The organism is Halovibrio salipaludis (assembly GCF_002286965.1).
Classification (GTDB): domain Bacteria; phylum Pseudomonadota; class Gammaproteobacteria; order Pseudomonadales; family Oleiphilaceae; genus Halospina; species Halospina salipaludis.
On sequence record NZ_NSKD01000001.1, the window covers coordinates 286578 to 304034 of the forward strand.

17 protein-coding genes are annotated in these 17457 nt (G+C 63.4%); 6 read left to right on the forward strand and 11 right to left on the reverse strand.

Annotation, left to right across the window (positions count from 1 at the left end; genetic code table 11):
* The first annotated feature begins 8 nt into the window (after positions 1-8).
* Entirely contained in the window at positions 9-569 is a 561-nt protein-coding gene (locus CK501_RS01410; protein ID WP_095615938.1) for a DJ-1 family glyoxalase III, read from the forward strand.
* On the opposite strand, the gene CK501_RS01415 is transcribed toward CK501_RS01410, so the two are convergent.
* The 4 genes from CK501_RS01415 to CK501_RS01430 are packed head-to-tail and all read right to left on the reverse strand — an operon-like array spanning position 555 to position 3994.
* Positions 555-1736, reverse strand: coding sequence for a cation:proton antiporter (locus CK501_RS01415; RefSeq protein ID WP_095615939.1), 1182 nt, complete (start codon positions 1734-1736; stop codon positions 555-557). The genes CK501_RS01410 and CK501_RS01415 overlap by 15 nt on opposite strands.
* 8 nt (positions 1737-1744) lie before the next feature.
* Complete coding sequence (locus CK501_RS01420) at positions 1745-2086, reverse strand: TraR/DksA family transcriptional regulator (RefSeq protein WP_095615940.1); 342 nt, start codon at positions 2084-2086, stop codon at positions 1745-1747.
* Complete coding sequence (locus tag CK501_RS01425) at positions 2079-3422, reverse strand: nicotinate phosphoribosyltransferase (RefSeq protein ID WP_095615941.1); 1344 nt, start codon at positions 3420-3422, stop codon at positions 2079-2081. Before CK501_RS01425 ends, CK501_RS01420 begins: the two co-directional genes overlap by 8 nt.
* 14 nt (positions 3423-3436) lie before the next feature.
* A complete protein-coding gene (locus tag CK501_RS01430) occupies positions 3437-3994 on the reverse strand; it encodes a nicotinamidase (RefSeq protein ID WP_095615942.1) in 558 nt (185 codons plus the stop codon).
* Between the two features lie 505 nt (positions 3995-4499).
* Between CK501_RS01430 and CK501_RS01435 the strand changes: the two genes are divergently transcribed.
* The gene (locus tag CK501_RS01435) at positions 4500-5351 is read left to right on the forward strand and encodes an SAM-dependent methyltransferase (RefSeq protein ID WP_095615943.1); all 852 of its coding nucleotides are present in this window, start codon (positions 4500-4502) and stop codon (positions 5349-5351) included.
* A 219-nt stretch (positions 5352-5570) separates the two neighbouring features.
* Here the strand turns inward: CK501_RS01435 and CK501_RS01440 are convergent, their stop codons facing one another.
* Genes CK501_RS01440 through CK501_RS01450 form a run of 3 tightly spaced genes read right to left on the reverse strand, consistent with a single transcriptional unit; the run spans position 5571 to position 7633 of the window.
* Positions 5571-6374, reverse strand: a complete 804-nt coding sequence (locus tag CK501_RS01440; RefSeq protein WP_095615944.1) for an ABC transporter permease — start codon at positions 6372-6374, stop codon at positions 5571-5573.
* On the reverse strand, positions 6361-6972 hold the full coding sequence (locus tag CK501_RS01445; RefSeq protein ID WP_095615945.1) for an ABC transporter ATP-binding protein: 612 nt from the start codon (positions 6970-6972) through the stop codon (positions 6361-6363). The genes CK501_RS01440 and CK501_RS01445 overlap by 14 nt, the downstream gene beginning before the upstream one ends.
* A 10-nt stretch (positions 6973-6982) precedes the next feature.
* The gene (locus tag CK501_RS01450) at positions 6983-7633 is read right to left on the reverse strand and encodes a hypothetical protein (protein ID WP_198949344.1); all 651 of its coding nucleotides are present in this window, start codon (positions 7631-7633) and stop codon (positions 6983-6985) included.
* Between the two features lie 108 nt (positions 7634-7741).
* On the opposite strand from CK501_RS01450, the gene CK501_RS01455 reads away from it, so the two are divergent.
* From CK501_RS01455 to CK501_RS01470, 4 genes are all read left to right on the forward strand, one after another.
* Positions 7742-8143, forward strand: a complete 402-nt coding sequence (locus CK501_RS01455; RefSeq protein WP_095615946.1) for a PA2779 family protein — start codon at positions 7742-7744, stop codon at positions 8141-8143.
* Positions 8131-9060 (forward strand): PA2778 family cysteine peptidase, encoded by a 930-nt coding sequence (locus tag CK501_RS01460; protein WP_095615947.1) that lies wholly within the window; start codon positions 8131-8133, stop codon positions 9058-9060. Before CK501_RS01455 ends, CK501_RS01460 begins: the two co-directional genes overlap by 13 nt.
* A gap of 78 nt (positions 9061-9138) precedes the next feature.
* Positions 9139-10098 carry a YbgA family protein gene (locus CK501_RS01465; protein WP_095615948.1) on the forward strand — a complete coding sequence of 320 codons (960 nt, stop codon included), beginning with the start codon at positions 9139-9141 and terminating at the stop codon, positions 10096-10098.
* A gap of 46 nt (positions 10099-10144) precedes the next feature.
* Complete coding sequence (locus CK501_RS01470) at positions 10145-11005, forward strand: tetratricopeptide repeat protein (protein ID WP_158223011.1); 861 nt, start codon at positions 10145-10147, stop codon at positions 11003-11005.
* Positions 11006-11091: 86 nt separating this feature from the next.
* Here CK501_RS01470 and CK501_RS01475 read toward each other — a convergent pair whose 3' ends face one another.
* From CK501_RS01475 to betA, 4 genes are all read right to left on the reverse strand, one after another.
* Positions 11092-12777, reverse strand: a complete 1686-nt coding sequence (locus CK501_RS01475) for an AMP-binding protein (RefSeq protein ID WP_198949345.1) — start codon at positions 12775-12777, stop codon at positions 11092-11094.
* A gap of 156 nt (positions 12778-12933) precedes the next feature.
* Entirely contained in the window at positions 12934-14301 is a 1368-nt protein-coding gene (locus tag CK501_RS01480; RefSeq protein ID WP_095615950.1) for a flavin-containing monooxygenase, read from the reverse strand.
* Between the two features lie 105 nt (positions 14302-14406).
* The gene (locus tag CK501_RS01485; protein ID WP_095615951.1) at positions 14407-15609 is read right to left on the reverse strand and encodes a BCCT family transporter; all 1203 of its coding nucleotides are present in this window, start codon (positions 15607-15609) and stop codon (positions 14407-14409) included.
* Between the two features lie 127 nt (positions 15610-15736).
* Positions 15737-17422, reverse strand: a complete 1686-nt coding sequence (gene betA / locus CK501_RS01490; RefSeq protein WP_095615952.1) for a choline dehydrogenase — start codon at positions 17420-17422, stop codon at positions 15737-15739.
* Positions 17423-17457 lie beyond the last annotated feature (35 nt).

Sequence of the window (17457 nt, forward strand, 5' to 3'; positions counted from 1 at the left end):
GAGGATCCATGACTGCAACGGCACTGGTCCCCATTGCCAACGGCAGCGAGGACATCGAGTCCGTCACCATCATTGACGTACTCCGCCGCGCCGGCGTCGAGGTAACAGTGGCCAGTGTGCACGCTGATGCCACGGTCACCGCGGCCCGGGAGACGCGGATCACCGCCGACACCCTGATCACGGACTGCAGCGACCGGACCTTCGACCTCATAGCGCTTCCCGGCGGCATGCCGGGAGCCCGGAACCTGGGCAACAGTGAACCACTGGTGGGGATGCTGCGGGCCCAGAAGGAAGCCGGCCGCCTCTACGGGGCCATCTGTGCGGCCCCGGCTGTGGCACTGGAACCCAATGGACTGCTGGAGGGCCAGGCGGCAACCGCGCACCCCGGTTTCCAGGACCAGCTCTCTAACCAGAGCCGGATTGGCGAGCGGGTGGTGGTCGACGGCCACTGCATCACCAGTCAGGGGCCCGGCACGGCACTGGCGTTTGCCCTGACGCTGGTGGAATACCTGTGCGGCCGGGCGAAACGCGATGAGGTCGCCGCCCCCATGGTCCTAGCCGGCGCGTGACAGCACCCGCCGGACCAGCAGGGGTCCGAAAAGCTCGAACGCAATGGTAGAGGTCACCACGGTCGCCACGATCAGGCTGCCGTGCTCCGGATGGCGCTCGGCTGCCAGCAGCGCCATGCCCATGGCAACCCCTGCCTGAGGTGTGAGCGCCAGCCCGATTCCCGGGTTCAATTCCCGCCCCCGGCGGCCAAGCAGGGCCATACCCAGACGCCCGCCGGCATAGCGCCCCAGAACCCGCAGACCGGTATAGGTCAGAATCACCCCTCCGGCCGATCCCAGGTACGCAAAATCCACGCTGGCGCCGGAAAGCACGAAGAAGAAGACCAGAAACGGCCACTCGATGTGCTCAATCTCGGTGAAGGAACGGGTATGGTGGGAAGTGACGTTGACGATCACAAAGCCCGCCACCATCGCGGTCAGAAGGGACGACAGATGCAGGTACTCGGACAGCCCCGCAATCAGGAAGACGAGTGCCAGGGCTTCAGACTGGGTGGGCTCCCCCGGCCGCAGCCTGCCGGTCAGCCAGGCCGCCGGAAGACCCAGCCCCACACCGACCAGCACCGCCCCGCCCAGCTCCCAGCCGGCCTCCAGAAGCGCGCCTGCGCCATCTCCTGAACCGAGAAAGCCCAACCCGGCCATGGCCAGCCCGAAAACAATGATGCCCCAGGCATCGTCGATAGCCACAATGCCACGTATGACCCGGGACTGGGTGTCGTCCTTCCCCGTCTCACGGATGGCCTCGCTCACGGCCGCCGGGTCCGTGGCCACCGAAATGGCCGCAAGGGACAGAGCCACCGCCAGCGGATAGCCCACCGCCAGCAACCCGCCGCCCACCGCGGCCGCGCCCACGCCGATCACACTCAGCGAGATCACAAGAATGACGGGCCCGGTAGCACGCAACCGGTCAAGGGTCAGTTCCCCGCCCAGCAGGAAGGCCACCATAACCAGCGCCAGGGTGATCAGTGGCTCGCTGAGCTCGCCCAGCGGGCGCGCCTCAGCGTACCCCAGAACGCCCTGCTGGACCGCGGCGACCAGGACGCCGATCAGTACCAGGAGGGAAATACGGGGGAGACGGGTACGGGTAGCGATGGCGTCAGCCAGAACACTGAGACTCAGCAGCAGTCCGATCACGATCAGGTGGGTGACGGTGGTTCCGGACTCCGGCATCGGGAACCTCAGGCGTTGACGCAGTCAATACAGCGCGTGACAGTCGGGTCGACCCGGAGGCGCTCCGCGCCAATATCCTCCCCGCAGACAAAACAGTACCCGAAATCCCCGGTCTCGATCCGCCGCAGAGCGCCTTCGATACGCGTCAGCATTTCCTGACGGCGCCGGGCCGAGGCCTGAGCCATCTGCTGGCCCTGCAGGGCATCCATGCGTGAGAGCCGGCCCATGCGCTGCTGATCCAGCTCCACGGTACCGGTTGAGTTCCCGCCGTCACGCTCTATAGCCTGCAGCTCCTCGCGGAAATCCAGAAGCCGTTGCCGCCAGGTTTCCGGATCCAGTTCCTCAGTCATCGCTTTTCCTACCCCGATACGCCTGAATCAGTTGCTGTTTACGGCTTTCGAGTCTATCACTGATGGCAACCGGGTAAGGGGTGTCCACGGGAGTCAGCGAGCGCAGGGTCTCCGGCAGGGCCGCCAGCTCCCGGGCGGCATGTTCACGCACGGTCTGCAGCGTGGGGAAGGCTCCGGTACAGGCGTTACCCGCGCGGATGGCCGGCTGTAGCAGGGGCTCGGCACCTTCCGGCGCCGGTTCGTCGGCGGCGGCTACCGTATCTCCGACCATCCGCCCCTGCTCGCTGTGCCGCCAGACCTGCTTGGGGCCAGGCCAGGTGCTTTTGTTGCTGGACGCCTTGATCCGCGGCTCACCGTTGTATTCGGCCAGTTTATAGGCGAAGTCGATGCTGGCCGCGTCCGAAACCGCCGCCCATTCAGTGCCAACGCCGAAGCCGTCGATGGGGGCACCGGAGCCAACCAGATCCCGGATCGCGTACTCATCGAGCCCGGAAGACGCAATGATTTTCACCTCCGGGAAGCCGGCCGCATCCAGGCTCTGGCGGGCAGCGCGGGACAGTTCGGGCAGATCCCCCGAGTCCAGCCGCACAGCGGTGGCAGGCCGCGGCCCCTCCCCGGCACTGCGCAACAGTTCGATCACCCGATCCACACCGTTGAGAGTGTCCCAGGTGTCGACCAGCAGCGTGGTCTCCGGCCAGTAGTGGCTGAAGGCACGGAAAGCCTGCGCCTCATCGCCATACACCTGCACGAAGCTGTGCGCCATGGTGCCCAGAACCGGGATGTCCAGCGCACGCCCGGCCTCAACATTGGAGGTTCCAGCAGCCCCCGCCACCCAGGCCGCCCGGGCCAGATTCATAGCCCCTTCACGGCCATGGGCCTTGCGCGCGCCGAAGTCCATCACCGGCCGTCCCCCGGCGGCCTGCATCACACGCGCTGCCTTGCTGGCCAACACGCTCTGGGCATGCAGTGTGTTGAGCAGCAGCGTTTCCACCAGCTGGGCCTGGATCAGCGGCGCCCGCACACGGAGTACGGGTTCCAGCGGGAACACCACACTGCCTTCCGGAATGGCGTCCACATCCCCGGTAAATCGCAGCCCCGACAGCATCTCCAGAAAGTCCCGGGGGAAACGCCCGAGCCCCTCAAGCCAGTCAAGCTCCTCCGGCGTGACGCGGAAATCCAGCAGCGCCTGCAGTGCCTGGGCCTGGCCGCAGCTGAGCACATAGTCACGGCCTTCGGGAAGACGCCGGTAAAAGAGCTCGAAAACGGCATCCCCCTCAAGGCCCTCCGCGTGGTAGACGCGGGCCATGCTGAGTTCGTAGAGATCAGTGAACAGCATGCGCGCTCCTGGCTTCAGACGATGTTGGCGCCGGCTTCACGCATTTCTTCCAGTGCCCTGTGTCCGCCATCGGGGTCCACGGGCCGGGTGGCCTCCTGCATCAGATTCACGGCAAAGCCTTCCCTGAGGGCATCAAGAACCGTGGCCCGAACGCAGACATCCTGCGCCAGACCTCCGACCCATAGTCGACGGACACCCTGGTGCCGCAGCCAGTCGCCCAGGCCCGTCCCATCCAGAGCCGAGTACTGGTCCTCGCCCTCGAAGGTGCCCTTGGAGACCAGGTGGGCATCGTCCGTGAGCACCAGATCCGGATGGAAGGCGGCGCCTTCGGTTTCCTGGATACAGTGCGGTGGCCAGGGACCGCCACGGGCCTCAAAGCTGCAATGGCTCTGGGGATGCCAGTCCCGGGAGGCGGCCACGGGCACACCTGCCTGGCGGGCGGCTTCGATGGCCCGGTTCAGCACCGGCACCACGGCATCACCCTCTGCCACCCCGAGTGCGCCACCGGGACAGAAATCATTCTGGACATCCACAACGAGGAGCGCATCATCACTCTCATAGGGCAGGTTCATGGGAACCTCCTCCGGGCTGAGTCGGGTTTTCCACGTACCGACTATGGTTCCAGCGCCAGACTGAATCAAGCATCCGAGGCCCCACGATCCACCAGGGGGGACTTGAAATCTTCTCTCAAGCCGGTAGGGTGTAAACGAAACCCGCAACCACCCGGGCTCAGCCACAAGGCTGTGACCCCGCTGCTTGAATCCCCGTCCCGCCCTGGCGCTGCCCGGCGGGGCGATTCGGTCTGGCCTCACCGAGAGGCCGTTGAGCAGGAAAGCTGCCCGCATGGTCTGGTCTGACGTTCGTCGGACACGTGATGGACACTTTCCCTGACCAGAAGAACTGATTCAGAAACATACAGGCAGCGCCGCTGCACACAGGCGAGCGGCCAGCCGGACAGCGTCGTACCGTGGCGGTGGCTGTGGTTATCGTCCCCCGGACGCCTGGTGTGCAGCGTCAACCGCTGCTGCGGGAAGCCGTTTACCGAGGAAAAGCAACAGACTGAGGAGGTCTGATCTCATGACCGAGAAGTACGACAGTGAAGCCGTCAACACGGCACGTGACTACTACAACAGCACTGATGCCGATAATTTCTACTTCCACGTCTGGGGAGGTGAGGATCTGCACGTCGGCCTTTACAAGGATGATCAGGAGCCGATTCTGGATGCCAGCCGCCGGATCGTTGAGCACATGGGCGAGCTGATGAAGCCCTACGTGCAGGCCGGCCAGAAACTGTTGGACCTGGGCTCCGGTTTCGGCGGTTCCGGTCGCTACCTCCACCAGGCGCTGGGACTGGATGTAACGGGCCTGAACCTGTCCGAGGTCGAGAACGATCGCAACCGCGGCTTCAACAAGGACGCGGGTCTTGAGGACAGGATCACGGTCGTGGATGGCAACTTCGAGGAGCTTCCCTTCGAGCACGGTACCTTTGATGTGGTGTTTTCCCAGGATTCGTTCCTCCACAGCGGCAACCGTGAGAAGGTGATCGAGGAGGTTGGCCGCGTTCTCAAGCCGGGTGGCCTGTTCATCTTCACGGATCCGATGATGGCGGATGATTGCCCGGATGGCGTTCTGCAGCCGATCCTGGACCGCCTGCATCTGGATACGCTGGGTTCTCCGGGCTTCTACCGGGATGCCTGCCGTCGCAATGGCATGGAAGAAGTGGACTTCGAGGACAACACGCCCCATCTCCCGCGTCATTACGGTCGGGTTCTGGAGGAGACTGAGCGCCGTGAGAAGGAGCTGGTCGAGAAGAACCTGGTGTCCCAGGAGTACATTGACCGCATGAAGACGGGTCTGAAGAACTGGGTCAACGGCGGTAACAGTGGTTACCTGACCTGGGGTATCTTCCGCTTCAAGAAGACCCAGTAATCACCCGAACAGGTGAACCTGATTGAAAAGCCGGCCTTTCGGGGCCGGCTTTTTTGTGTCTATGAAAACACTGAAGACGGAATCACAGGGGGAGGGCGTCCTTTCAGGGAATCACTGTAAATACATCCCTGTACGCTGCTCTTCCGCCATCCATGGCTCCAGAGCTTCCCGGGAAGACCTCCCCCACCCTGCGATCCCTGAGTTTTCGAATAGTCCAGCCTAATGGGTTGGAGTCGTGATGCGATCGGTCCGGAGCCGCTGTCGGTGGTCGAACAACCTATAACTCCCCGCCGTCACCGCCAGCATGGTCCCAAATCCGGTGCCGGCGGCGATGGTGAACATCAGCAGGATCTGGTACTTCACCGCCAGTGCGGGTGGGCTGCCGGCCAGGATCTGGCCGGTCATCATGCCGGGGAGGCTGACGAGACCGGCGGCGGCCATCATGTTGATGGTGGGGATCATGCCGGAGCGCATGGCTTCCCGGCGGATGTCGCTGATGGCGTCCTGCCAGCGCTGGCCGAGCATGAGACGGCCCTCGATGTCTTCGCGCTGGCGCCAGACGGTGTCGGTGAGGCGGTCGAGGCTGAGGGCGATGCCGTTCATGGTGTTGCCGAGCATCATGCCCAGCAGCGGGATGGCGTACTGGGGCTGGTACCAGGGGTCCGGGCGGATGACGATGAGCAGGGTCATGACGGCAATGGTGAAGGCGGAGACAAACATGGCGGAGGTGCCGATGCCGAAGGCCCAGCCGCCCCTGAGGCGGCGGCGCTGGCGCATCATGACCTCGCGGCCGGCCAGTATGACCATGGCCACGCCCATAAGGGCCACCCAGCCCAGGGCGCCGACGCTGAACAGGGCCTCAAGCACGAGGCCGATGAGCGAGAGCTGGATGGTGGTCCGCACTGCGGCAATCACCAGGGAACGGCCGAAACCGAGGCGGACCCACCAGGAACAGCCGGCAAGCAGCAGCACCAGCACGGAGGCAAGCGCCAGCTGCCAGTATTGGAGCTCAATCAGTTCCATGGGAGGCCTCCTCCAGCCGACGGCCGTTGATGCGGTAGTGGGTATCGCTCACGCGGGCAATCTGGCTGGGGTCATGGGTGGCCCAGAGTGCCGGCAGGCCCTGGTCGTGGATGCGCTTGACCAGCCACTGTTCGACCCGGTCACGGGTGGCTTCGTCGAGGTTGGCGGTGGGCTCATCAAGCAGCAGGGCTTCGGGGTCCAGTGACAGGGCGCGGTACAGGGCCAGGCGCTGCTTCTCGCCGGACGACAGGCGGCTGACGGGCCACCGGTGGACATCAGGCTCAAATCCCAGTGCCGTCAGGTCGGACTCACGGGCTACGCCACAGTGCTCGCCCACGGTGTCATGCCACCAGTGGCTCTCGGCGGGCACCAGCATGACGCGGCGGCGCCACTCGTTGGCTTTCAGGCTGTGTGCCGGAGTCCCATCGAGACGGACCTCACCGTCATGGGGATCCAGGTCGGCCACCGCACGCAGCAGCCGTGATTTTCCGGAGCCCGAAGGGCCGGAGAGACAGACGATGCCTCCCGGGGGCACCGTCAGATCAATCGCATCCAGCTCGCCGGTGGCAAGGCCATTGAGGATCAGGGTCTGGTTCATGGGGTTGTGATCAGCCTGTAACAGTCATCATCTGTGGTGGTACCCGATAGCGTCGGCCGCGGCAGGGCCCGGTGCCGTCCACGGTGCAGGTGCGCCGGTTCACCCGCCGGATCCGCCCCTGGAGGCCGGGTCCGAAACGCACCCGATCACCAGGGGAGAAGTCCCGGAGCGCCGTTTCTCCGGCGGGACTGACGGTGTCAGTGGCCAGCACGACTCCCTGTGTCTGAGCTTCCTCCGCCAGCCGGCCGCGCAGGGCATGGGCGGCGCCCGCGCTGTGAAGGCGATCCAGCCACTCATAGAAAGCGGCGTTATGCACCTCGCCGTATCGCCGCCCGCCGGAACGGGTCTGGAGCAGGTGGGCGAACTCATGGCAGCAGCCATGGGCGAGCAGGTTGAGCTCCGAAACGGCACCGCCGAAGTAGCCGCGCCCCTGGATCTCCCGTGTGGAAAGCCAGCCGCTGCAGAGAGCCGGCTGGGCCTTGTCCGCGACCATGAGTGTACCAATCGTAATGCAATGGTCATCACGGCGGGGATCATAGCGGTGCCAGGTAGCGCGCCCCGAGCCCACCCGCGTGCGCAGCCGGCATGCCGGCGCCCAGGCGTTATGCAGCTCATGGCAGGCCTCGGCCATCAGGCCGGCAACAACTTGGGCTCGCTCCAACACACCCCCTCCTGATTGAAGCAGCCATTATAGGTCGCGTTCCGGCCAGTGACGAATCCCCGCCAGAACTTTAGACTCCGGGGAAATCCGTAAAGAAGGAGGCACACCATGCTGTACCAGCGTCTGCCCATGCGCCGCGTGGCGTTCATCCAGATTCTGGCCATGCTCTTTCTGGCCTGCATGCCGCTCATGGGTTCAGCGGATATGATTGAAACCGGCAGCGTTGTGGCCGACCAGCAGCTCCAGCACGACCGTGAGGAGCTGCGCGCCATGCTTGACCGGGACGAGGTCAGGGCAACCCTGGAGCGCATGGGCGTGGATCGCGCCCAGGTGTCGGAACGCATCAACAACCTGACGCAGCAGGAGCTGGCCTCCTTCAATGAACAGCTTTCCCAGGCACCCGCCGGTGAAGGCGTCGTGGGCATTATCGTGCTCTTTGTGCTGGTGTTCATTGTTACCGACATGCTCTGCGCCACCAACATCTTCTCGTTCGTCCGTTGCATCAACTGACAGCCCTGCTGCTGGCCGCCGTCCTCCTTCTGGGCGGCTGCGCCAGCCAGCCCCAGTGGCCGGAACACACCGGATCCTCGGCCAGCCACGTCATTGACGGGGTCCCGTTCCATCCCCAGGAAGCCTACCAGTGCGGCCCGGCAGCCCTGGCCACGGTGCTGAACCACCGCTCCGTCGCCAGCACACCGGAAAGCCTCGTGGATCAGGTCTATGTGCCGGAACGCGGTGGCTCGCTCCAGGTGGAGATGGTTGCCGCCGCCCGCGCCCACGGCCTTCTGGCCTATCCGCTGGAACCGGAGCTGGGAGCCATCCTCCAGGAGGTGGAAGCGGGTAACCCGGTGCTGGTGATGCAGAACCTGGGGCTCGACTGGTGGCCCCAGTGGCACTATGCCGTGGTCATTGGCTACGACCGTGGCCGTGACCGGATCATCCTTCACACCGACACCCGGCCCCGGCATTCGGAACCGATCCGTCCCTTCCTGGCCAGCTGGGCGCGCGCCGATCACTGGGCCATGGTCATGACCCCGCCGGATCGCCTTCCGGCGACGGCACGGCCACTGCCCTGGCTGACCGCGGCCAGTGATATGGAAGAGCTGGGGCAGCTGCCTCTGGCGGAGCAGGCCTATAGAACCGCCCTGGCACGCTGGCCGGATGCCCCGGCCGCCCGCTTTGGGCTCGCCAACAGCCTCTACGCACAGGGCGAAAGGGAGCAGGCCCTGTCCCAGTTCATCACTCTGACCCGGGAAGCCCCGGAGCTTACCGCCGGCTGGCTCAACCTCGCCACGCTCCTGGCACGCAGGGGCTGCCCTCTGGCTGCCCGGCACGCGGCGGGCTGCGCCGACACGGCTCTTCCGGAGGCCCCCGCACCAAGAGGCAACACGGCGGCCTGCCCGCTGATCCACTGCCCGGCGAAGTGAACCCGGGCGGCAGCTTTCAATCGCACTGCTAGTCTGGAGCGTATAGAAGGGAAATACGACGATCTCCGGAGGTCATCCATGAGTCACGAGCAGGGCCGGAAAATCCCGGTGGGTATCAGCGCCTGCCTCCTTGGCGAGGAAGTCCGCTACGACGGCGGGCACAAGCATGCCCGCTACTGTTCCCAGGTGCTCTCCCATTACTTCGAGTTCCGGTCCCTGTGTCCGGAACTGGAAGCCGGTCTGGGTGTGCCCCGGCCAGCGATCCACCTGCGTGAACACCAGGACGGCCTGCGCCTGATCACCACCAGTGGCAACGCGGACCATACCGCCTCCATGGAGCACTGGATCCGGGACGCCCTGCCCTCGCTCACGGACCTGCGTGGCTTCATCCTCAAGGCCAAGTCCCCCAGCTGTGGCATGGAACGCATCCGCATCCACAACGAGGAAGGGCAGGTCATCCGGCGGGATGGCAGGGGTCTGTTCGCGCAGGCGCTGATGGAAGCCTACCCGGTTCTGCCGGTGGAGGAGGAGGGCCGCCTGAATGACAGTCACCTGCGCGAGAATTTCATCGAGCGCGTCTTTGTATACGACGACTGGTGTCGCATGATCGAGGCGGGGCTGACCCGGAACGCCCTTCTGGATTTCCACACACGGCACAAGTTCCAGCTCCTGGCACACTGCCAGAAGACCTACCGGGAACTCGGCCCCATGCTCTCCGACCTCAAGGCGGAACCGCTGGCGGATATCGCCGAACGTTACATCAGCGCCTTCATGAAGGCCATGCAGAAGCAGATCACCCGGGGCGACCATGCCAACGCCATGCAGCACCTGATGGGCTACCTGCGCGGTTCCATGAGCGATGCGGACCGCGAGATGCTGCACGAGCAGATCGACCTGTACCAGCAGGGGCAGGTGCCACTGGTGGTGCCCATGACCCTGCTGCGCATGGCCCAGAGGCGGGAACCCGTTGCCTATCTGGAGCGGCAGGACTATCTTACTCCCTACCCGGATGAGCTCGGCCTGCGCAACCACGTCTGATGGGCGGACAGGCCGGGAGGCCCACACAACCAACAGGTTCCCCGTTTTGCAGAAAACCACGCTGTTACTGACCGTCCTGCTGCTTGCCGCCTGCGCGGCCCCTTCCCTGAAGGATGCGGACCGCATGCGCGCCGAAGGCAACCACAAGGCTGCCGCCGAGCTCTATCGCGAGCTTGCCGATATGGGCAATCCCGGTGCCCGCATGAAGCTGTACAACCTTTACCGGGAAACCGGCACAGGTTTTGACTCGGACGAGCAGGCCCGGGCCGCCCTGGAGACACTGGCGAACGAACACGGCATCGCGGAAGCCCGGTACCGGCTCGGCCGCATGCTGCGCGGGGAGCGGAAGCTGGAAGCCGCCGAGAAACACCTTGAAGCCGCCGCTGAGGCAGGCCATCAGCCGGCCATTGATTACCTTGAGGAGGACGATGGTCTGCTTGCCCGGGAGGTCCGGATCGCCCGCAGTTCCCCGGACCGCCAGAAACAGCTGGGCGACGAGCTCTTTGAGGGCCGCAACAACGCGCCTAAAGACCGGGCACTGGCTGCCTACTGGTACCGGGTGGCCGCAAAGCGCGGCCACGCCGGTGCCCAGGCCATGCTTGGGTTCGTCCACTTCCAGGGCGAAGGTGTGGAGAAGGACGCGGAAACCGCCTACCGCTGGTACCGGAAGGCCGCCATGCAGGGTCATGTGGGGGCCCAGGCCAACCTGGGCTACCTTTATGGCGAGGGTCAGGGGACCGAGCGCAACCTGAAAAAGGCCTATGCCTGGTCAACCCTGGCGGCGGAGAACGGCAGCCCCCAGGGCCGGAAAAACCAGCGCCTGTACCGGGATGCCATGAGTAACGAGGAACGCCTGGACAGCCTGGACGAGATCCGCCGCCTGGAGGAGGTCATCCACGGCGACTGATCCGACTGCCACCGCCCGCAAACAGAAAACCCCGCGCCGGCACCACCGGGGCGGGGTTTTCTGGTTTACGGGTGATCAGAAGACGCTCAGTCCTCCCAGATCACCTTTTTCTTCTGGTCATACCACTGCGGCAGCCGCTCGGCGTAGTGATCCTCGATCACGTTGCGCTTGATCTTCATGGTCGGCGTCAGCATGCCGTTCTCCATGGTCCAGGGCTCCTTCACGATCACCGCGAATGCCAGCTTCTCGTGGTCCTCGACCTCCGAGTTGACCCGGTCCAGCTCTTCCGCCAGCTCCTTCTCGATGGTCGCGCGGTCGCCGCCCTTCTGGAGCTCCGCCTGGGCCTCCTCGGACAGGGTGATCAGGGCGCAGGGCTGGGGCTGATTGGCGCCGGCCACGCAGACCACCTCCACCTTGGGATGGGTGAACCGGCCCTCGATGGGAACGGGCACCACGTACTTGCCCTTGGCGGTCTTGAACAGATCCTTAACCCGGCCAGTGATGCGGGTATAGCCATTGGCATCCACTTCCGCCATGTCGCCGGTCTTGAGAAAGCCGTCCTCGGTGATTTCTTCTTTGGTCTTCTCATCGTTCTTGTAGAACCCAAGCATCTGCCCCGGGCTCTTGACCTGAAGCTCGCCCTCGTCCGTCACGCGGTGTTCCACACCGGGGTTTGGAACACCCACCGTGCCGACCTTGGCGTCACCCGGACGGTTGGCATGGGAATACCCGAAGTTCTCGGACATGCCGTAGACCTCGAGCAGTTCCAGCCCGATGTTGCGGTACCAGTGGATGATCTCCGGAGCCAGTGGGGCCGCCCCGGTCAGGGCCGCACGCACGTGGTCCAGACCCAGCTGCTTGAGGATCTTGCGCTTCACGACCCGGTTGAGCAGTGGAATCCGGAACAGCACCTTCTGCTTCTTCGGCGGCAGCTTGTCGCAGATGGCCAGGTAGAACTTCATCCACAGGCGCGGTACGGAGAAGAACAGCGTCGGGCGCGCCCGCTGAAGGTCCTCCTGGAAGGTGTCCAGGGAGTTGGCGAAATAGAGCGGGAAACCAAAGTACAGCGAGGACGTCTGGACAGCGGCGCGCTCGGCCACGTGGGCCAGTGGCAGGTAGGAGAGCATGCGGTCGTTCTGGTCCACGGGGAAGATCTCCTTGAGCCCCTCGGCCACCGAGATCATGGTTCCGAACGAGTGCATCACGCCCTTGGGCCTGCCGGTGCTGCCGGAGGTATAGACCAGGGTGGCCAGCTCATCCGGTGACGGCAGGTGCGGCTCGGCCAGCGGCTCGGTGCGCGCGACGATGTCCTTCCACTGCTCCGTATCCCTGCGCGGGGACATGGGCAGGGAAATGATCGGCAGGTCCTCGGGAATATGGTTCCTGATGTCGTTCCAGCCATCGGCCGTGCCGTCGAGCTTGCCGAGCATCATCAGCTTCGCCTCACTGTGCTCCAGCACATAGGCGGCCGTGTCACCGTTGAGCGTGGGGTACAGCGGCACCGAGACGTGACCGGCAGCCCAGATGGCCAGATCCGCCATGATCCAGTGGTCGCTGTTCTTGCCCAGAATGGCGATGCAGCTTTTCTCCGGCAGTTCCAGGGACCTGAGGTGGGCGGCCATGCGCAGCACCTGGTCCGCAGCCTGCTTCCAGGTGGTCTCCTCCACCGAACCGTCCGGATAGGGCTGGTTCATATAGACCATGTCCGGGGAACGCTGTGCCCAGTAGAAAAGGCTGTGCAGCGTGGTGGGCCTGTCATCAACTTTGATCATCCAAGAGCTCCTGATTGTTATGGTTTATTGGTAAGGCATAAACGTCGGGATACTATTCAACTTTCCCTGTCACTGCATTGGCCTCGATGGCACATTCTCTCCAGAATTTGAATCAATGGGTGGAAGCGGATCACAAACGGGGCAGTGGCTGCCCCTTCATGATGCCCTTCTGAAATCCTTGTAACGCCCGGGTTTACCCGCGGGGGGACGGCCTATGTCGACCCCGGCTTTCCTCAGCTCCTGCTTCAGGTCCCGCCGGAACCGGTGATAGTCCACCTCGGTGGAGTGGCGCCCCCCGGCATCAAAGTCCAGGTGCGGATTGGCCGCCTCCTCCTGGATAGCCAGGCGCATGTTGGCCGGACGGGCGTAATGCCCGAGGATTTCCTGACAGGCCAGCTTCGCCTGGTAGTCCGCCAGCGGCCAGATGCAGCCCAGTGGCTGGAACAGACCGATGAAATAGAGGTTGCTGAAGTCCGCGTGCATCATCTTCCGGTACAGCGGCACCCGGTCGGCACTGCTGAAATCGATCAGCGACGGGTCGAAGAAGGGAAAGCTGATCCAGAAGCCGGTACAGGCAACCACCAGATCAAACGCTTCCTCGCGCCCGTCCTGGAAGATCACGCTGTCTCCGTTGAGCTCGCGGACGGCCGGGCGCGGGTGGATGCGCCGGTGGCGGATGAAATCCAGAAGATCCGAGTTGATGGTCGGATGGTGGCTCAGCACCGGCCGTCTGGGCCTGGGCAGGCCGTAGTTGCGGTAATAGTCCCCCTGGAGGAGCTTCAGAAGACCCGTGAACAGCAGCTGACGGATCCGGTTCGGCACCCAGGTGGGCATGCTGGAGCCCAGTACATCCGTGGGTTTTCCGAACATGAACTTGGGCATGAACCACTGGCCACTGCGCATGCTCAGCGCCACGTGGTCCGCCACCCGGGCGGTTTCCACCGCCACATCACAGGCGGAGTTGCCGGCGCCGATCACGAGTACCCGCTTCCCACGCCACTCATCACTGACGCCCTTGAAGTCATGGGAATGCATCCAGGTGCCGTTGAATGTGCCCGGGTAATCGGGATTCTTCGGGTTCCAGTGGTGCCCGTTGGCGACCATCAGGTGGGTGAAATCCTCTTCCAGGGCCGCGCCGTCGGGCCCGGTCACCTTCAGGTGCCAGGTGCCATCCTCGTTACGGGTAACCTGATCCACCCAGTGCTCAAACCGGATAACATCCATGACGCCGAAATGCCGGGCATAACCGTCAAAATAGGCGTGCAGCTGGCGATGATTGGGGTATTCGGGGTAGTCCGCCGGCATTGGAAAGTCTTCATATTCCGACCATGCCTTCGAACTGATGATGTGGGTGTTCTCGTAGACACTGGAATGGCCGGTGCGACTGTTGAAGACCCAGTTGCCACCGACCTGGTCACTCTGCTCGAACACAGTGACGTCCAGACCGGCCTCAAGGCAGTTCTTGGCTGCCGTAAGACCGCTGGGCCCGGCCCCGATGACCGCGACCCTTGGGCTTTGTTCCATGATGGGCTCCGTTGTGTTGTTGTTGGAATGCCGGATAACGGTCTTTTCTACCAGAAAAATTCAGACGTTATCCAGTCATTCCGGCCACAACGGCCCATCAGAGGGTCAGTTCGCGGAATCGACCAGGCTGTAGTCCAGCTTGTTCTCCTCCGGCGAGCTGTTGATGCTGCTCACGGTCCGCCAGTTTCGGCCGATGATGTACAGGATGCACGCGAAGTAGATCCCGATCACCAGGGCGCCGACCCACTGGATCCTGAGGAATTCCAGCTGGAACAGCAGCGTCAGGCCGATCATGGCCACCAGATTGCCCGCAAAGTAGGGGCCCTTACCGAAGCGCTTCACCGTCAGGTTCAGGTTGTCGGTATAGAGCCGGATCAGCGAATCCAGCGAGTTGATGACCATGGTGATGCCCACTGTAACCATGAGAATGTTGAACACGCCGGTCGTACCGATGTCCTGCACATGGTAGTAGTAAAGCACCGTGAACCAGATGCCGATGGCGATCGACGGCAGAAACAGCATTGCCAGAAGCAGCTGCCAGGTGCGCAGACCGCCCACGAAACGTGACGTGAACTGGCCGATCATGATGGACCAGGCGAACCACCAGTACAGGTAGAAGGCGTGGTAGTCGCTCAGCGGCAGCATGAACTCATGGATGTTGCCGAAATAGCCGCCCAGCAGGCTCAGGGTACTGGCAAAATCGCCGAAGGTTCCGTTATCGGTCATGAAGGCGTAGTACCAGAACAGTGCGATCAGGCCGATGAACATCCAGCTGGTGCTCACGCTCAGCACCCGCACGTACTTGAGGCTGGTGCTGGAGTAGACGGCCATGGCAATGGACACGAAAACGATGCCGTAGAAAACGGTCTGCGCAGTGCCATCATCGCCCATTTCCGGAAGATACCAGGGAAGGTTCTTCAGCAGGAGATAGGCGGTAAAGGCACAGGTGCCGATGATCACCACGTTGTTGATAACCTTAACCACCGGAATCTCAAAGAACTTGATCCGTGGTTCGATCACGCAGAAGTAGAAACAGGTGAGGAAGTAGAAACCCCAGATCAGGAAGGCCCAGAACCCGAACTCGATCGCGAGCGGATTGGTGACGCTGTAGTCCTCCGCATAGCCACTGAATTCGGTGAGCGGGAACATGATCAGGCCCACGTCGAGGCCGGAAGTGAACAGAATGGCCATGAAGGTGAAGGTACGCACCGGTGTCACGCCCACCACCTGCAGGTTGCCCCATCGCAGGAGAATCACTGCAATCATGGTGAAAGTGAATACCAGTCCGATACTTAGCCAGGTCAACATAAACCAACTCCTTTGCTGGTTGCGGCGTCAATTTGCTTTCTTATGGCAATAACTCCCCTCCCGGGCCGCCTGGAGCCGTTTACAGGCGACCCGTATCAGCGCTGTCAACACTGGAGAGGAAAGGTGCTTAGCGGAGCACGCGCTCGGGCTCTCCGGCCCGTTGGCGCACACGCCAGTGCTCGTCCATCCCCACCGGCGCATCCAGCGGCGCCTCGGGCTGACGCCCACGGATCAGGTCCGCGGCCCGCTCAGCCACCATGATGGTCGGCCCGTTGAGGTTGCCGTTGGGGATGGTTGGAAAAACGGAGGAATCAACAACCCGCAGACCACTGATGCCGTGCACCCGGGTCTCCGGGTCGACCACCGCCTGCGCATCCGTGCCCATGGGGCAGGTACAGGATGGGTGGTAGGCGCTTTCAACCGCCTGGCGCACGAACGCATCGATGGCTTCGTCCGAAGTCACATCGGCCCCCGGCTGAATCTCTTCGTCACGGTAGTCATCCATGGCCGGCTGGTTGATGATCTCGCGGGTCAGGCGCACGCAGTCCCGGAAGCCTTCACGGTCGTCCTCGTGCTGGAGGTAATTGAAGAGGATCTCAGGCGCGGCCTTCGGGTCCGCGGAACGCACATGCACGTGGCCACGGCTCTTAGGCTTGTTGTGGCCCACATGCACCTGGAAGCCGTGGCCCGCGAACGCCTCCTTGCCGTCGTAGCGCATGGCCGCCGGCAGGAAGTGATACTGCAGGTCGGGCCATTCGACGCCTGCCTTGGAGCGGATGAAGGCGCAGGACTCGAAGTGGTTGGTGGCGCCCAGGCCATCCTTGTTCAGGATCCAGCGCGCGCCGATCAACGCCTTACTCAGCGGGTTGAGCTTGCTGTTGAGCGAGGTAGGCTGCTTGCAGCGGAACTGGAAGTAGAACTCCAGATGGTCCTGGAGGTTCGAGCCCACGCCCGGGAGCGCGTGATTCACCTCGATACCGGCCTTGTTGAGCACATCCGGATTACCGATGCCGGAGAGCTGGAGGATGTGCGGCGACCCGATGGAGCCAGCAGACAGGATGACCTCGCTGTTGGCTTTCACATCCTGCACCTTACCACCACGTTCGTAGCGCACGCCCACAGCCTGCTTGCCGTTGAGCAGCACCCTGTGCACCAGCGCGCCTGTCATCACAGTGAGGTTCGGGCGGCTCATCACCGGCCGAAGGTAGGCGTTGGAGGTGGAGGAGCGTCGACCGTTCTTCACGGTCATGTGCATGGGGCCGAAGCCTTCCTGCTGGTGGCCATTATAGTCCTTCGTCACGGGGTAGCCGGCCTGCTCACCGGCGTCGATAAAGGCCTGATACAGCGGGTTCTTCATGTTGTTGCCGTTGTTGGTGCCCAACGGCCCGGAGTCGCCACGGTACATGTCACCGCCAAACACCCAGGTTTCGGCCTTTTTGAAGTACGGCAGGCAGTTCTGGTAGTTCCAGCCCTCGGCGCCGTGCGCCTCCCACTCGTCAAAGTCCTTCGCATGGCCACGCACGTAGACCATGCCGTTGATGGAGGAGGAGCCGCCCAGGACCTTGCCACGCGGGCAGTGCATACGACGGTTGTCCAGGTAGGGCTCGGGCTCAGTGTGGAACTGCCAGGCGAACTTGCTGGTGTTCATGGGAATAGAGAGCGCCGTGGGCATCTGGATGAAGATGCTACGGTCGCTGCCCCCGGTCTCGAGCAGCAGGACCCGGTGGTGCGGGTCCTCTGTGAGCCGGTTCGCCAGCACGCAGCCGGCTGAGCCGGCGCCCACGATGATGGTGTCGTATTGGTGTTTACTCATAGGATCCACTCCAAGATGCCAACGGGCAAGGGCGG

Coding starts and splice junctions, on each gene's coding strand:
- CK501_RS01410 (WP_095615938.1), top strand. CDS start 9: ATGACTGCAACGGCACTGGTCCCCATTGCCAACGGCAGCGAGGACATC.
- CK501_RS01415 (WP_095615939.1), bottom strand. CDS start 1,736: ATGCCGGAGTCCGGAACCACCGTCACCCACCTGATCGTGATCGGACTG.
- CK501_RS01420 (WP_095615940.1), bottom strand. CDS start 2,086: ATGACTGAGGAACTGGATCCGGAAACCTGGCGGCAACGGCTTCTGGAT.
- CK501_RS01425 (WP_095615941.1), bottom strand. CDS start 3,422: ATGCTGTTCACTGATCTCTACGAACTCAGCATGGCCCGCGTCTACCAC.
- CK501_RS01430 (WP_095615942.1), bottom strand. CDS start 3,994: ATGAACCTGCCCTATGAGAGTGATGATGCGCTCCTCGTTGTGGATGTC.
- CK501_RS01435 (WP_095615943.1), top strand. CDS start 4,500: ATGACCGAGAAGTACGACAGTGAAGCCGTCAACACGGCACGTGACTAC.
- CK501_RS01440 (WP_095615944.1), bottom strand. CDS start 6,374: ATGGAACTGATTGAGCTCCAATACTGGCAGCTGGCGCTTGCCTCCGTG.
- CK501_RS01445 (WP_095615945.1), bottom strand. CDS start 6,972: ATGAACCAGACCCTGATCCTCAATGGCCTTGCCACCGGCGAGCTGGAT.
- CK501_RS01455 (WP_095615946.1), top strand. CDS start 7,742: ATGCTGTACCAGCGTCTGCCCATGCGCCGCGTGGCGTTCATCCAGATT.
- CK501_RS01465 (WP_095615948.1), top strand. CDS start 9,139: ATGAGTCACGAGCAGGGCCGGAAAATCCCGGTGGGTATCAGCGCCTGC.
- CK501_RS01475 (WP_198949345.1), bottom strand. CDS start 12,777: ATGATCAAAGTTGATGACAGGCCCACCACGCTGCACAGCCTTTTCTAC.
- CK501_RS01480 (WP_095615950.1), bottom strand. CDS start 14,301: ATGGAACAAAGCCCAAGGGTCGCGGTCATCGGGGCCGGGCCCAGCGGT.
- CK501_RS01485 (WP_095615951.1), bottom strand. CDS start 15,609: ATGTTGACCTGGCTAAGTATCGGACTGGTATTCACTTTCACCATGATT.
- betA (WP_095615952.1), bottom strand. CDS start 17,422: ATGAGTAAACACCAATACGACACCATCATCGTGGGCGCCGGCTCAGCC.